8 protein-coding genes and 5 pseudogenes are annotated in these 15640 nt (G+C 58.8%); 2 read left to right on the top strand and 11 right to left on the bottom strand.

Going from position 1 to position 15640, the window contains the following annotated elements:
* Window positions 1–72: pseudogene (locus tag JCM25156_RS32535) on the bottom strand (molybdenum cofactor guanylyltransferase); the annotation flags it as partial.
* Between the two features lie 138 nt (window positions 73–210).
* Between JCM25156_RS32535 and mobB the strand changes: the two are divergent.
* Window positions 211–741: a molybdopterin-guanine dinucleotide biosynthesis protein B gene (mobB, locus tag JCM25156_RS03370; protein ID WP_025812143.1), complete on the top strand. Its 531-nt coding sequence runs from the start codon at window positions 211–213 to the stop codon at window positions 739–741.
* A gap of 3 nt (window positions 742–744) precedes the next feature.
* Here mobB and JCM25156_RS03365 read toward each other — a convergent pair whose 3' ends face one another.
* Complete coding sequence (locus JCM25156_RS03365; protein ID WP_084296425.1) at window positions 745–2079, bottom strand: acyltransferase family protein; 1335 nt, start codon at window positions 2077–2079, stop codon at window positions 745–747.
* A 668-nt stretch (window positions 2080–2747) separates the two neighbouring features.
* Here JCM25156_RS03365 and JCM25156_RS03360 point away from each other — a divergent pair.
* Window positions 2748–4175, top strand: coding sequence for a hypothetical protein (locus JCM25156_RS03360; protein WP_148299302.1), 1428 nt, complete (start codon window positions 2748–2750; stop codon window positions 4173–4175).
* 53 nt (window positions 4176–4228) lie between these two features.
* Here JCM25156_RS03360 and JCM25156_RS03355 read toward each other — a convergent pair whose 3' ends face one another.
* The 9 genes and pseudogenes from JCM25156_RS03355 to JCM25156_RS21130 all read right to left on the bottom strand — a co-directional run.
* Window positions 4229–5548 (bottom strand): molybdopterin molybdotransferase MoeA, encoded by a 1320-nt coding sequence (locus JCM25156_RS03355; RefSeq protein WP_407637096.1) that lies wholly within the window; start codon window positions 5546–5548, stop codon window positions 4229–4231.
* Window positions 5451–7785 (bottom strand): annotated as a pseudogene (locus JCM25156_RS21160) (FdhF/YdeP family oxidoreductase). Before JCM25156_RS21160 ends, JCM25156_RS03355 begins: the two are co-directional and overlap by 98 nt.
* A 218-nt stretch (window positions 7786–8003) precedes the next feature.
* Window positions 8004–8527: pseudogene (locus tag JCM25156_RS21155) on the bottom strand (Rrf2 family transcriptional regulator).
* A 306-nt stretch (window positions 8528–8833) separates the two neighbouring features.
* Entirely contained in the window at window positions 8834–9157 is a 324-nt protein-coding gene (locus tag JCM25156_RS21150) for an RrF2 family transcriptional regulator (protein WP_306301735.1), read from the bottom strand.
* Window positions 9158–9168: 11 nt separating this feature from the next.
* A pseudogene (locus JCM25156_RS27010) lies at window positions 9169–10910 on the bottom strand (putative bifunctional diguanylate cyclase/phosphodiesterase).
* Between the two features lie 35 nt (window positions 10911–10945).
* Window positions 10946–13218, bottom strand: a pseudogene (locus JCM25156_RS32530) (EAL domain-containing protein).
* A gap of 590 nt (window positions 13219–13808) precedes the next feature.
* Window positions 13809–14615 carry a hypothetical protein gene (locus JCM25156_RS30615; protein WP_242402440.1) on the bottom strand — a complete coding sequence of 269 codons (807 nt, stop codon included), beginning with the start codon at window positions 14613–14615 and terminating at the stop codon, window positions 13809–13811.
* Window positions 14612–15271 (bottom strand): tetratricopeptide repeat protein, encoded by a 660-nt coding sequence (locus JCM25156_RS30610; protein WP_242402439.1) that lies wholly within the window; start codon window positions 15269–15271, stop codon window positions 14612–14614. The genes JCM25156_RS30615 and JCM25156_RS30610 overlap by 4 nt, the downstream gene beginning before the upstream one ends.
* An 83-nt stretch (window positions 15272–15354) precedes the next feature.
* Window positions 15355–15640 (bottom strand): C-terminal helicase domain-containing protein (locus JCM25156_RS21130; RefSeq protein WP_034958279.1); only part of this gene is annotated, 286 nt, incomplete at its 5' end.

The following is a 15640-nucleotide window of genomic DNA, read 5'->3' as shown; positions in this document are numbered from 1 at the left end:
GCAGGTGCGCCCGCCCAGCGCCAGCAGCGGTTTGTCCACACCGCCCATGCGCCGTGCCTCCCCCCCGGCCATGACCAGACCGGCCACACGCGGCATCATCCGATCCTCCCGCGCCATTGCATCGGGGTGTCTGGGGCCGTAGCCTGCGACAGGCCGCGTAGACGCGGGTGAAGGCGTGTCTTTTCAATCATGTTCAGGGGTTCTTTTTTCATGTCCCATCCGCCACGGCAGGCCATGATCGGTATTACAGGGCGTAGCGGATCGGGCAAGACCCATCTGATCGGGCGGCTGCTGCCCCTGCTGCGGGTACGCGGTCTGGGTGTATCGACCATAAAACACACCCATCATGATATCGACCTTGACCGCCCCGGCAAGGACTCATGGCTGCACCGGAGCGCTGGCGCGGGCGAAGTCATGCTGGCCACGCCGGGGCGGTGGGTATTGCAGCATGAATGCCCGGACGCGCCCCCTGCCCTGGCCACGCTTCTGGCGCGCATGCAGCGGACCGACCTGGTGGTGGTGGAAGGCTTCCATGCCACGGTTCCCGCCTGTATCGAGGTCTATCGTCCCGATGTGGGCAAGGAGCCTTTATTCATGCGCAATGACAATATTATTGCCATTGCGACGGACCGGGTGGACGCCCCCGGCCTGCCACCCCACCTACCGATACTCGACCTGTCCGATACGCAGGCCATTGCCGATTTTGCGCTGCGTCATGCCGTGCATATGCTGGTGGAATAATGACTATGAGTGTCGCTCCGGGGCCAGATTCATGTTTCTGGTAATACGTGACCCCAGGCGGATGAATGGTATTTCTACGGTCTCGAATGTCTTGATGGAAATGTAGCAGATCATATACCATCCGAGAGTCATGAATGTGTAATACAGATATATGTTCTGGTTTATTTTAAAGTGAAAACAGAACATATCCATAAGAAACCAGCCTATGCCATGCAGGAGATAGATGCTGTAACTGGCATCCCCCAACAGGATCACGCCCTTCTGCTGCAACAGGCCGAACCAGTTGGCGCCACATGCAAAGCAGAGAAAGAAAAGACCGTAAGCAAAAGCGAACGGGATCGTAAGCGGGTCGTGAGTGTAACCAATGACAAGAAAAACGAACAGCAGGGCAAGAGACAGGCAATCAGTCATTTTCCGTGGGATGGAAATGGTCTTCAGGTAACGCTCCTTTACCTGCCGGATTATACACCCAAGGCAGAACAGCGTGACATAGACCGGCCCAAGAACGGAATAACGATTATAGGCATGCGGGCCGTTTTCCAGCCCAAAATGAAGGGCGACAGCATAAATGGTTGCCAGAGCGACAAGGACCAGAGCAAAAACCTGCAATTTACGGGTTTTGAGGAAGGGAATGGACAGGATGGGCAGGGAAAAATAGAACCACCATTCCCACATGAGCGACCAAGTGACACCGGCATTGATCAGATGCGCATTGTCAAATCCATAAACAGGCGGGCGGATCAGGGTCAGCCCCGCATCAAACCAGAAAAACACCAGATGAAAATCCGCCGGGTTTTTAAGGTATATGCCAATGCACGTTGATATTAAGATACAGGCCAGTGATGAAACATACGTCATGGGCGCGATACGCAGGAAGCGTTTTATGTAAAACCCGCCCCATTCCTTGCCGTGCAGGCTGACATTGCCAAGAATATAGCCAGAAATGATGAAGAATATCGAGACGGCAAATTTTCCGATATAAAAGGGAATATGGTAGTCCAGTGACCATATGCCGGTTTTATAAAGGTTGAAAAAAAACGCCTTGTGCTGGAAGGCCACCATGGCGGCCAGAACATATCTCAGGCCATCAATGTTATATTCCCGGCTTCTGCTTTCATATATCCTGTTCCGGCTGAATGGTTTCATATTGAAAATAAGGCCAGCGGAAACGATGCACCATAAAGCCCACAGGTTATAATTCAGTTCACTTAGCATCTTGTTTCCAGAAACGGTTATATGGTCTAAACTTTCCGGAGAAAATTCAAACCAAATACAGTATCCATTCCCTATCATTAATTCTTGTTTCTGATCAATAGCAGCAGGATGGAGAGCCGCCATTGTTCACATTCGGCATAGTGGACCGTCAGGCGCGCATCCGGCTTCTACAAATTCCATCGAACAAAATTTTGACGTGCTGCTTTTTGAGATAGCATTTCCTGAAGATTTAAAAAAAGCTTCACTAAAAACTTCTCTACAATTACGGCATACTCCTTGGGTGTGTTTCTGACCCATGGAGTTGCTGCATATCGTCAAGGCCATCCTCCCTGTTGCGATCGTGCCGGGATATTTTTTCGTGAAGGACGACAGAAGGCCCAGAACCTTATCCCAACATGTTCTCGTATGAACCGAATGGCCACGGAGCCATATCTTCAGTCGGAATTATTGCCAGCCAATCCGTAAAAATCACGAGAAATGGCGGATTATATGGCCTTGATACCGATGGCAGGATCAGCAATTGCAAACACCACAGCCCTATCGGCATATTGGAACATATGATCGGAACAATGAGTGTCCTTACCAACATTCCGGCCCGCGGCGGCGAGCCAGACTGCCGCGGCATAGGAATAATGACTGAACCTGACCGATTATCACCCATATCCGCGGGACAACGCGAAAAACCGCTCAGACCGCTTCTTGAATCAGGAAGTTACAGGCGTGAATATGGCTTGACAGATAATCAAAAAATTTAATAATAGCCAAATAATACATAATCATCAGGTAGCGTTATGTCTTGGGTTAAAAAAAATATTATAGACAGCGATTCCATTATTATAGCCTTGACATCGTATAACGACAATAACTCAAAAAAGAATTCATTTGATCTGGACACCCTCTCCAGGAGTCATGATTTTTCATCAATATTAATGAAAGACCTTAACAATTCCTGGTACACTTCCGGGATAGAAGGGGCTGGTTCCAACTTCGGGGAAGTTGTCAAATTCCTGAAGGACATATGTAAGAATTATAAAAATGTCATGGTGATCGGTGACAGTATGGGCGGATATGGGGCCATACTGTATGGAACGCACATAAATGCGGATAAAATAATCGCCATTTCTCCACAAACGACTGTATCTTATACACAGAACTGCATAGCAGGCGATCTGCGTTTTGTTAACTGGTTCAAATCAATTGACAACTTTCCTGAAGATGCAAAAAATCTGAGAACACTCCTGCAGGAATCCAGTGTTCGCTCGCTCGATGTCTTTGTATCGACAAATCATAAAAACGACATCTTTCATGGCAGGAACGTAGAAGGCATAGAGAATGTTAATGTAATATATGTAGATGCCTTTGATCACTGGATGGCGGCGGAATTCAAGCGGTATGGCCTGCTTCGTGAAATAATAAGCGGATTTCTGTTAAATATAAAAACTGATATTACATGTTCCCTTGGTCGATTGAGCCGGATTCTGAAGGGCATCATACAGCATGAAAAATATTTTGTCTCGCACGGCTATCTGACTGCTATTTTTAAAATCGACAGAAGTTTCAATATAAAAAGCTTCATTGATATAGACAGGGTCAAATTCCAGATAAATATAATGCAGTTGCACGGAAATTGCGCTGAAACCGTATATTACATAAAACTTTCTGAAATGATCAATGGCGCCAGAAACGGTTTTTTTGAGTTCAGGATACCTGTTGCCTGCGATACGGAAGATACGTTCGTCATATCAAGAGAGACCCTTTACTCCGGGAAATCAGCCGAAAATATAGGCGTCATAAACAACGTATTTGATGTAAATACACCAACAATCAGATCCATGATTTCAAATACAATATCTCCAGAAAAAAGAGATATAACGGAGAATATGATTGTAAATCAGGAAATATCTAAAAACACCACATATGATGGGAAATACATAATTCATGGACCTTATATTGAGGTCGGTCCAGGAACATATATGGTTTATGTATATTACGAAGGTTCATTCGCTCATGATAGCGAAGTGATTATAGATACCGTACTGAATTGTGGAGAAATATTTTCCTACAGAAGTTATAAGAATATGAACGGATTGGCAGGCCATCTCTGCCTGCCCTTCTGCCTGCATACAAAAATAAGTAATTTTGAAGTCAGGTTACGGCTTTTCGGTCAGTTTGATGGTAAAATACAGCGCGTCATCCTCGAAAAACTAATCCCCGCCTGAACTTCGCGCATAACTACTGGCCATAATCGAAATTGCCGATGGCGAACAGCGTGCTAAAGTCTGATTGCCCATGCGGGCTGGCCCGCACGCGCCGGTTCATCGGGCTTCAGTGTCAGCAATGCATCCGCGCGCGTAAAGGCCACGATATCTGATGAACCAACCGTCTCCACCCGGCTGAAGCGCCAGCCTTCCGGCGTCGGGCTGAGGGCAACGGGTATGAAGCCGGTCATGCCGGATGGGGCTTCAGCAGAAAAATCAGGCACCCCCACCACGCGCATGCCATCAGGCGCGCCGCCCATAAGCATGCGTAGATAGGGCAGCACGAACACCAGCGCACAGATGGCCGCGGCACCGGGATTTCCCGGCAGGCAGAACACCAGCCTGCCCTCAAGCTCCACTACGGTGAAGGGCCTGCCGGGGCGGATCGACACGCCACGGAACAGCACCTTACCCCCCATATCGCGCAGGATGTCGAGCATATGGTCGGTGCCCCCTACGGATATGCCTCCGGTGGTCACCAGCACATCCGTGCCGGTGCGGGCGGCGTGCAGCCGGGCCGCCTGCGTGGCGACATGGTCGGAGGCGGCGATGGATGTCGTGACCCGCGCCCCCACGCCACCAAGAAGAGCCGCAAGCATCGGGCCATTTGAATCCATGCACGCCCCTGGGGCATCAGCCGCCAGTTCCGCACCGTTGGACAGTACGCATACGCGCGGCCTGCGCGTGACCGTAACATCACGTACGCCCTGACTGGCCAGCAGGGCGACATGCCGCCAGTCCAGCACCTGCCCGCGTGTAAGCAGTATGGCCCCGGTCGCGAATTCCTCCCCCCGGCTGCGGATGTTGGCCCCCGGTGCGGCAAGGGTGGTGGCGGGCGCGATACCGTTTTCGGTCCGGGTCATCCGCTCGGCGGCCATGACGCAATCAGCCCCGGCGGGAATATGCGCGCCTGTCAGGATCGCACGGGCGTGCCCCGCCATAAGGGGCGCGGGCCGGTCGCCCGCCACCGTGCGGCCATCAACCGGCAGGCTGCCCTGTGCCACCATGGCGGTATGGGCGAATGCGTAGCCGTCCATGGCTGAAATATCGGCAGGCGGGCGGCAGGTGGTGGCATGCACCGTTTCCGCCGCGACGCGCCCGGTGATCTGGTTCAGGGGCACGCGCGTAGCGGGAAGTAACGTGGCGCGGGCATGGGCCAGTACAAGCCGCAACGCCGTGGGATGGTCCACCCGCCGGGCAAAGTCATTGGTACTCATGCTGGTATGCCCCCGGCACTCAGGCCGGTTGCGGTTCGGGCTGGGCGGCGGTTTCCGGCTGGGCCTGTGGACGGATGCTGGCGGCCCGCACCCGTACGGGAATGGACTTGGCGGCAGGTGTACCGCTGATCTGATCGAAATGCGAGAGTGGAAGCAGCGGGTTGAGTTCGGGATAATACCCCGCGATCGACCTCGCGGCATCGGGTAAGGCACCACCATAAAGCCTGTAACACGGCGTTCGGTCCCATCGGTGCTGATGGTCTCGATATCCGCCAGCGCGCCCTCGCTCAGGTCACGCGCACGCATGTCATCCTCGTTCATGAATACGATCGTACGGGTATTGTACACACCACGGTAGCGGTCATTATTGGTGTAGATGGTGGTGTTATACTGGTCGTGCGAACGGATGGTGGACAACCGCAGCATATCCGGGCCGCCGATAGGCACATCTTCATCCAGCCCGTCCAGCAGCAGGAAGTTGGCCCGTCCCGTGGGCGTGTTCCATTTGCGCTCACGCGGTGGAACAGGCAGGGCAAACCCCTTCTTCTGCCGGATACGGGTGTTGAAGTCGTGATACAGGTCCGGATACACCAGCGCGATCAGATCGCGGATGCGGTCGTAATCATCAATGAATGTTTCCCATGCAATCGAACTGTCAGGCATGGCGGCGCGCGCCATGCGGCAGACAATTTCAACTTCCGAGCGCAGATCGGCGCTGGCGGGATGCAGCACCCCGCGTGAGGACGTGACATTGGCCATCGCATCCTCAATCGTAACGAATTGCGGCCCGGTCTTCTGGTGGTCGATTTCGGAGCGTGCAATCACCGGCAGGATCAGCGCGTCACGCCCATGCACCAGATGCCCCCGGTTGAGCTTGGTGGCGATACCCACCGTCAGTTCCAGCCGCGACATGGCTTCATACGCCACGGGCGTATCGGGAATGGCGTGAATGAAATTACCACCCATGCCGATGAATACTTTGGCCGTGCCATCAATCATCGCCTGCACGGATTCCACCACATGGTGGCCATGCGCGCGCGGCGGGTTGAAGCCGAAAACCGCCTCCACACGATCCAGATAGGCGGGGGTGGGCTTTTCATCAATGCCCACCGTACGATCACCCTGCACGTTGGAATGACCACGCACCGGGCAGATGCCCGCGCCCTTCTTGCCAAAATTGCCCCGCAGCATGAGCAGGTTGGCAATCTGATGGATCACGCGCGCGCCCTGCTGGTGCTGGGTTACACCCATGCCGTAGCAGATGATGGTGGCGTTGGAGCGGGCGTAAATTCCCGCGACATGACGGATCTGTTCTTCCGTAATGCCGGACACGGCCACGATGTCCGGCCATTGCGTGGCCTCGATATCGGCTTTCAGTTCGGCAAAGCATGGGTATGTTCGGCAATGAAGGCATGGTCCAGCACGGTGGACTCTCCCGCCGCCGCAGCCGCCGCATCCATTTCAAACAGGGTTTTCATCACGCCCTTGAGGAACGCGGCATCCCCCCCGATCCGCACATGGCAGAATTCGCTGGCAATGGGCGTGGAACCGAAGGTCGCCATCTTGACGGGATCCTGCGGCTCGGTAAAGCGGATCAGCGCGCGTTCAGGCATCGGGTTCACCGCCACGATCGGCGCGTTGCGCTTACGGGCATGGACCAGTTCGGTCATCATGCGCGGGCTGTTGGTGCCGGTGTTCTGGCCGATGATGAAGATGGCCTCGGCGGCTGCGAAATCCTCCATCCGCACCGTGCCCTTGCCAATGCCGATGGACATGGCCAGACCCCGGCTGGTCGGCTCGTGGCACATGTTCGAACAGTCGGGAAAGTTGTTGGTGCCAAAGGCGCGCACGAATATGGAATACAGGAACGCGGCCTCGTTGGACGTACGGCCCGATGTATAGAACTCCGCCTGGTCGGGGCTGTCCAGCGCCTGCAGGTGCCGGCCGATCAGGGCAAAGGCCTCCTCCCATGTGCAGGGCACGTAGTGATCGGTCGCGGCGTCGTAGCGCATGGGCCCGGTCAGGCGGCCCTGTTCTTCCAGCCAGTGATCGCTGCGCGCCATAAGCGATGTCACGCTATGGGCGGCGAAAAAATCGGCCCCGATACGGCGCTTCGTCGCCTCGAACGCCAGCGCCTTGGCCCCGTTTTCACAGAATTCCAGCGTCTTTTCACGGTCCGGATCCGGCCAGGCACAGCTCGGGCATTTGAAGCCGTCGGGATGATTCATGGCCAGCAGCGCGCGCGAACCCTTGGCCAGCACGCTCTGTTCCATCAGGGCGCGCGCGGTGGCGTTGGCGGCCCCCCAGCCCCCGGCGGGGTGGGTATAGGGCTTGAATTCCGGCTTGTCAGACATGGCGTTCCCGTATCTTCTGCGCTGGCCAATGGATGGCCTGCGGGCAGGAAAGCCCCCGTGCGGCGGGTTTGCAACCCAAAATGGCAGTAATACCCGCCATATAAGGGAGTTTTATCTTATCATAACCCCTGCTTATCATCGTTATGTATCAACAGGGTATCTGGTTATATTTGGGCGTATATAGATAAAACCGTGCGAACCCTACCCGCGCCACATGGTCAGTTACTCGTGGCCTTTACCTTTACCTCGATGGGCGGCAACTCCGCATTGGCCGGGGGTTCAGGTGGCGGCGGTTTCGCCATGAGCAGGCGCGTCAGTTCCATTTCCGGCGCGATTTTATCTACGGGTATGATGTCATGCAGGGTCGCGTTATCCAGCACCCCCAGAAATGCATCGACCGAACGCGCCAGAAGCCCGCGCAGCAGGCAGCCCTGCGCCAGAAGGCAGGGTTGCCCGTTGGCGGGCTCGCATGAGGCGATGGGCCGCAGGTCCGTTTCCATCCGCCGGACAATACTGCCAATGATAATATCCTGTGGCCTGGCCGCGAGTTCCAGCCCCCCGCTGCGCCCCCGGCGGGCATGGACCACCCCGCCATGGGAGAGATGGTTGACCACCTTGATGAGATGATTATGGGATATGCCGTAGGTGCGGCGATTTCATGAATCGAGACCCGCCTGTCGCGATTCTGCGCCAGATAGATCAGGACACGCAGCGCATAGTCCGTATGGAGCGTCAGCCGCATGGCGCGCCCCGTACCATCATGGTGGCGTCATGCCCGTCTGGCGTGGTCATCTTGATCCATGCGCCAGAAATGGATGCAGGGGGTCCGGCATGATGCTCCTGTTGGTCTGCCCAGGCCGTAACAGGCCATGTTCCAACAAAAAAAGCCCGCATCCGTATATTTTGCAACAGAAAATTACCCTCTGTTACATGACGGACATGCGCAAGCCCATCGGTCATGACGGTTTGGGGGCCATGGCGATGTCGGACAGCGTGACGCAATCCAGCACCTTCATGAAGGCTTCGACCGACCGGGCGAACAGTCCCTTCAGGCGGCAGGTGTCAACCAGCACGCAGGTCCGGGCATCGGTGGGGCGCATGGGGCGATGCAGTCCATCTCGCCCTCCATCAGCCTGACAATCCGGCCGATACTGAGCTGCTGCGGTGCGCCAGCCAGTTCCAGCCCGCCCGTCCGGCCGCGCCGGGCGCGGATCACCCCGCTGCTGGACAGGCGGTTGATGACCTTGGCCAGATGATTCTGGGATATCTGGTTGGACTGCGCGATTTCATGCAGCGGCACCCGCCGGCCCGGATTCTGGGCCAGGTAGATCAGGGCGCGGAGCGAGTAATCTGTGTAAAGTGTCAGGCGCATGGCCCGGCATCTTACGCCCTCATGGCGATTTCGATGTGATCTGGCTCAAGGATATGTGTCGAGATCAGAAGATTTGCAGCGGAAATCGGTGGTGAGATGTAAAATCCCTGCACCCGGTCCACCCCCAGATCGCACAGGATGTCCATCTGCTGCTGTGTTTCCACCCCGCTGACCGTCACGCTCAGCCGAAGGCCTGCGCCAGCCCGCACAGATGGGCCACGACGGCGCGTGTCCGCGGGTTGTGCGTGATGTCCGCGATCAGGCTGCGTGAAATCTTGGCCAGCGTGAAGGGCACGTCACGCAGCACCGAAAGCGGCAGCATCGCCTGCCCGAAATCATCCAGCGCAAGCTGGAATCCATGGGCCGCCAGTTCGTGCAGGCGCTGGAGCACCCGGTCCGAGCGGCCCGTCGCCAGCACGCATTCCGAAATTTCCAGCACGTAATCCCCTGCCCTGCCCCCCTGCTGGCTGATTTCGGCCTCCAGATCATGCTGGAAACCGATATTGAGCAGGTCCAGGCGGGAGAGGTTGAGGGTCAGGCTGGGACAGGTGACAAGGCTGTTCGCCCACAGCCGCGTGTCATCACGAAAGGCCCGGACCAGCCGGGGGCTCATGGCCTGCGCCAGCGCCGCATCGGCAAACACGTCACGGAAGCTTTCCGCCGCCAGCAACCCACGCTGTGGGTGGTGCCAGCGCAGCAGCCCCTCGATCTGGTCACACCGGCCCGTGCGCAGGTTCAGGATGGGCTGGTAATAGAGTTCGAACTGGTCACGCTCCACCCCCACCCGGGCCTCGGCCAGGATCTGCGCGCGCTCCATGCTCTGCTGGTGCAGGGCGATGTCGAACATGCGCGCCTGATTGCCGCCCGCGCGCTTGGCGGCGTAAAGCGCCACATCGGCGTTTTTTTGCAATGTCTCGGCACATTCATGGGCCTCCACCGGCGAGACGCCGATGCTGCCCGATATGTTGATCACGGTGCCGCCACCGACCTCAATGGGGGCCTCCAGCGCCTCCAGCAGTCGTTCCAGCAACGCAGGCCCCGGAATCCGGGCGAAGGTATGGCTGATGACAAGGCCGAATTCATCCCCGCCCAGCCGGCAGGCCGCATCCTCGGGGTGGATGATTTCACCCAGGCGGCGGGCAATGACCTTCAGCACCACATCGCCCGCATGATGGCCATGGATGTCATTGACCTGCTTGAAACTGTCGAGATCGAACATGACCAGCCAGATGGGCCGGGCAATGTCGCGCGCCCTAGCGTCCACCGCCGCCTGAAGCACGGTGTTGAAGCCACCCCGGTTGAACAGGCCGGTCAGCGGGTCGGTCGCGGCGAGTGACCGGAGCCTGTCACGCGTGTTCATGAGTTCGGTTATCTCGAACCGCGTGGCGACATAGCCCTCGATCCCGCCCTGCGCGTCATGCTTGGGCATGATGGTGGTGGCCACCCAGTACAGCGTGGCATCCTTGGCCCGGTTGCAGATATTGCCCCGCCAGATCTTCCCCGCGCCCAGGGTGCGATACATCTGGCGGAAGAAACTGGCGTCATGATAACCGGAATTGACGATGCGGTGCGTAGCCCCCAGCAGTTCGGCGCGGCTATAGTGGCTGGTCTCGCAGAACCGGTCGTTTACATAGGTAATCACCCCACGTACGTCCGTAATCGCGACAATCAGCACGTTATCGACAACATCAGCCCAGAAATCGGAATCCTTGTGGGTCAGCGCACGCAGTCGGTCGTCATGTTTGAAAGGCATGGCGTTTTGGGTTCCTCTGGCCCGGTGGGCGTATCTCAGGGCCGGATGGCAGTCGGCGGGTTCACCGGGGGCGGGGCGGCAGCGGGAATGATCTTTGTCCCGGCGGGCCGAGAGGCGGACGTGGCGGAACACGCAAGGGCCGCCGCGGCACCACCACGGCGCACCCATTGCACCATCTCGTCCGCCGTCAGCGCCTCACCAAACAGGTAGCCCTGCATCACATCACAATGCAGTTCTTCCAGCAGGGCGCACTGGCGCAGGGTTTCCACCCCTTCCGTCACCACGGTCATGCCCAGCCGCCGCCCGATCTCGATCACCGCCATGGCCACGGCCCGCTCATTGCGGTCATGTTCGAGATTGGTGATGAAGCTGCGATCCATCTTGATCTCGGTCAGCGGCAGATGCGTCAGGCGCGAGAGGGAGGAATAGCCCGTGCCGAAATCATCCATCGACAGCCCGCACCCCAGGTTACGGATGGACTGGAGCACCTCTGCCGTATCGGGGTGATTTCCCATCATCACGCTTTCGGTAATTTCCACCGTCAGGCGCGCGGGCTTCAGGTCATGTTCCCCGAGCAGCCCGGCGATGTAGGCAGGCAGGCTCCGGTCACGGAAATGCACGGCCGACAGGTTCACCGCAATGGTGGGCACATGCACGCCCTCACGGTCCCACAGCGCCATCTGGCGGCAGGCTTCCCCCAGCGCCCAGTGGCCAATGGCCTCGACCTGTCCGGTTTCCTCCGCCACGGCGATGAAGCGGGTGGGAAAGATGTCACCCAGACGGGGATGATGCCAGCGCGCCAGCGCCTCCACCCCGCTGAGCGCCAGCGTGCCGGTGCGTACCTGCGGCTGGTAATGCAGGTGCAGCAGGCCATGCGCCAGTGAATCACGCAGCGCGGCCCCCAGCACCAGCCGGTCCTGCGCCATGTGGTTGCGTGCGGGTATGGCCATGCGGAAGCCGCCGCGCCGGTCCCTGCGCGCCTGCCGCATGGCGGTATCGGCATGACCGAGCAGGGATTCACTGTCCGGCCCGTTGAGCGGAAAGGTGCTGATGCCGATGCTGCATGTAAGCGTCAGCTTGTTATGGTCGATATGCAGCGGCCTGCCCAGCGTCGCCAGCAGTTCATGGGCCATGGCGGGGATCTTTTCCCCCGCGCAGTCGGGCACCACCACCACGAACTCATCCCCACCCGAACGGCTGATGACGCAGTCCCCCCGCGCGACCGCACGCAGGCGGATGGCGATCTCGATCAGGCACTGATCGGCCAGCACATGGCCCAGCGTGTCGTTGATATCGCGGAAGCGGTTGATGTCGATCATGAACACGGCGAAGCTGCGGTTGACCGCGCCTGCGATCATATCGGCCAGCACATGGTGCAGGGCGCCGCGATTGAGCAGGCCGGTCAGTGAATCATGGCGCGCGAGCTGCGTGATCTGCGCGCGGGTGGCCTGTCGCTCCAGCGCCAGCGCGCAGAACGGCGCACACGCCCCCACCAGTCGCTGCGGCCATGAGCCGAAGCGGTTGCTCTGACGCAGGTAGAGCGCGAAAACCCCGACAACCTGCCCGTCCGCCGCCTGCACCGGCGTTGCATAGCACGAGCGCAGCCCCAGCGAGCGGCAGATGGACTGGCAGTTATCCCACGCCAGCCGCCCGGCATGGGATGGGGTGGTGACGAGCGTTTCCCTGTCGGCCCGGTGGGCACGGTGCTTTCCAGCGCATCGCGGATGCGCGGCGGCAGCGCCGGGGTGGAGATCACGCGCCAGTGGGTATGCTCCTCCTCCACGAACATGAGCGTCGCGATGCTGTCCGGCAAGAAGGATTCCACCTTGCGGCAGATCAGATGCCCGATATCGTCCAGCGGCATGTCACCGGTCAGGGCCTGGATCACTTCCGCCTGCAGGTTGAGGATGCGGGCGCGGCGGGTTTCCTCTGTGATGTTCCTGACCACCCCGACATAATAGACCTGCCCCCCGTCCCCCATCCGCACGCGCGACAGGGACAGTTCACCACAGACATACTCGCCATCCGCGCGGGAAAAGGCGATTTCCCGCGTCGTGTCCAGCATCTGGTTCAGTTCGCCCCCGGCGGCCCGACTGGCGTTTCGGGCATGTTCATGGCGTATGCATAGCGGGATCAGGCATGCCACGTCGCGGCCCATGACCTCGGCGCGGGGGCGGCCCCACAGCGCCTCGGCGGCGGCATTGTAAAACACAATCTCGTTGCGTTCATCAAAAATGACAATGGCGTCGATCGCCTGCTGAAGAGCGGGCAGCAGGATGTCGGCGGTAAGGGCGGTAAGCTCGCGCATCTGCATACGGTCTTTCATACTATCATCTCGACATCGATCTCAACACACGCGGTCGGGATCATGGACAGCGCGCCCTAGACCAGGCGGCGTCATGTCCCTGCCGGCGGGGACCATGCCGCCAGCATCGATCATAAACACCGGCGGGGTGGAGATCATGCCCGTCATCGCGCGATCCCGACATGCCGGAAAAACATGTTCCTCACGGCGGCGACGGCATGGCGTGACCTGAATGGCGTTGTTCGTAACAGGACCAAGGGCGCTCCAGACTGGTGTTGCGTTCGGTTGGGCGGACCGTTCATGACAGTCGCGCCGCCAGTTATATTTCACATAAAATTCACACAATATGGAGTAAGTGACCTCATTATATTCATACGGCGTACCAGAAATCGTAACATCGCGTGTATTTAAAATTATTTAACATTTGATTAATACTGAACTCATATATCAAAAAATATCATAACAACAGATGGAACCCGTTACTGCACGAATGCGTCGATATTTTAATACGTCCCACACATATACCACCATAAACGCGCCCCGGGGCACGGTCGTTTCCCATGAATGGACAACAGGGCGTGATCTGGCGCGCCCTATGCCCCACTGGCGCGGAGCGTGCGGGCAAACACCTTCAGCCCCGCGCGGATACGTCTTATCGGGCCGGACCAGTCAAACGGCCGGTCCTGACGGTAAATACGCAGGCTGTCATACCATGGTGAGTCGGTGCGGCCCGTAATCCAGCGCCAGCACTGGTCATAGCGTGAAAGCATCCAGACCGGCCGCCCCAGCCCCCCCGCCACATGAACGGTTGACGTATCCACCGCCACCACCAGATCCAGCGCGCAGATCAGGGCCGCCGTATCGCTGAAGTCATGCAGCAGGGCAGTATGGTCGATCAGTTTCATGCCGGGGGGCGGGGTCCGGGCCTGTGTGGATTCTGGGCCGACCTGAAGGCTGTAGAATACGCTGCCTGACACCACGCGACCGAGGGGAGCGAAGGTTTCCAGCGTTGTGGAGCGGCGGCGGTTGGCCTGCTCGACCGCGCGGACTTCAGGATGCCGGGCGCCCGCCCATACCAGCCCGATCCGCACCGGGCGTTTCGCCCCGTTGCCCGATGGCAGGTCCGCCGCCAGCCTATCCTGCCAGAACGCAACCTTTTGCGGGTCGGCCACAAGAAAGCCGCTGGCCCCCGGTATGGTCTCCACCGTTGTGCCCAGCGCGAATGGCAGGCTGAGAACCGGGCATTGAAGGTCGTGCGCGGGTACGGGGTCTTCTTCCGTCACGAATGTCTGGTCGGGGAATGAGCGCCTGAGCAGGGATAACAGCGGCGCGCGCACCCGCACGATCGTACGCCCCCCGCGCGCGGCGGCGAGGGGAATGAAGCGTGAGAACTGGATCATGTCCCCAAAGCCCCCTCGGTATGGATCAGCAGGGTCCGGCCGGGAAAATCTTCCCCCTGCCATTGCGGCGTATCCATGGCGTGGGTGCGCGCATGATGAGTGTTCCACCGCCATTCATATTCCCTGAACCCGTTCCGGTAATCCCCCGCCGCCAGAAGGGACAGGGCGTGATTGGTGCGGATCGAGGCGTCATCGGGCGCGAGCCGGGCGGCGGCGGCATGGAATTTCCGCGCCATGTCGTGTTCGCCCCGCTGGTCGAGCGCCACGCCCAGATTGCTGATGGCAAGGGCATGTTCAGGGTTGCGCCCCAGACATTCGCGGTACGCGGCCACCGCCTCATCATAACGCTGGAGCTGGAGCAGGGCGTTGCCAAGGTTGCACCACCCATCCGTCAACGTCGCATCAAGCGTGAGCGCGCGCGAGACGAGGGCATGCGCCTGCTCGAAATGACCAAGCGTGGTCATGAGCCCGCCGTAATTGCTCAGGGTGCGGGCATCATCGGGGGTGTGGGCCAGCGTGGCGCGATAGGCCCCGGCGGCTTCCTCCAGACGGCCCGCAAGCTGAAGCGCCTCACCGCTTTCCCCTGGGTGCTGGCCAGCGGAGCTGACCGGCCCGGATGTCGGCGGTGATGGGCGGGCGGAGGCATCATGCGGCATGACGTACGGAACCTGTATCTACTGAATTCAAAACCGGGGCTGGCGGCATTAGACCACGCCAGGCCGGTGCCGGGCCATGATCTTCACGATTTTTCCCGCCCATGGGCGGACAGGCCGGTCAGGATCATGGCATGGGCGGGGCGCGTCGCCGCGACGTAGAGGAGCTGCTGCGTTTCCAGCACGCTGGTCGCGGCGCGGCGGGTAATATCGCCCACATCCACGAATACGCGCCTGAACGTGCTGCCCTGCGCGGTATGCACGGTCATGGCATAGACCGCCTGCAACCGGCCGATCCCCCGGCGGAACACGAAGCGGTGCTGCCAGCGCGCGCGGTCCTGCGCGGCTTCCTGCTTCAGCCGGCGTTCCACC

Source organism: Komagataeibacter kakiaceti JCM 25156 (genome assembly GCF_000613305.1).
The sequence above is the reverse complement of the archived record's forward strand: the minus strand, read 5'-3'. Positions and strand labels throughout refer to the sequence as shown.

What these genes read in the sequence shown, in the direction of transcription:
- mobB (WP_025812143.1), top strand. Translation starts at nt 211, where the DNA reads ATGTCCCATCCGCCACGGCAGGCCATGATCGGTATTACAGGGCGTAGC.
- JCM25156_RS03365 (WP_084296425.1), bottom strand. Translation starts at nt 2,079, where the DNA reads ATGGCGGCTCTCCATCCTGCTGCTATTGATCAGAAACAAGAATTAATG.
- JCM25156_RS03360 (WP_148299302.1), top strand. Translation starts at nt 2,748, where the DNA reads ATGTCTTGGGTTAAAAAAAATATTATAGACAGCGATTCCATTATTATA.
- JCM25156_RS21150 (WP_306301735.1), bottom strand. Translation starts at nt 9,157, where the DNA reads ATGCGCCTGACACTTTACACAGATTACTCGCTCCGCGCCCTGATCTAC.
- JCM25156_RS30615 (WP_242402440.1), bottom strand. Translation starts at nt 14,615, where the DNA reads ATGATCCAGTTCTCACGCTTCATTCCCCTCGCCGCCGCGCGCGGGGGG.
- JCM25156_RS30610 (WP_242402439.1), bottom strand. Translation starts at nt 15,271, where the DNA reads ATGCCGCATGATGCCTCCGCCCGCCCATCACCGCCGACATCCGGGCCG.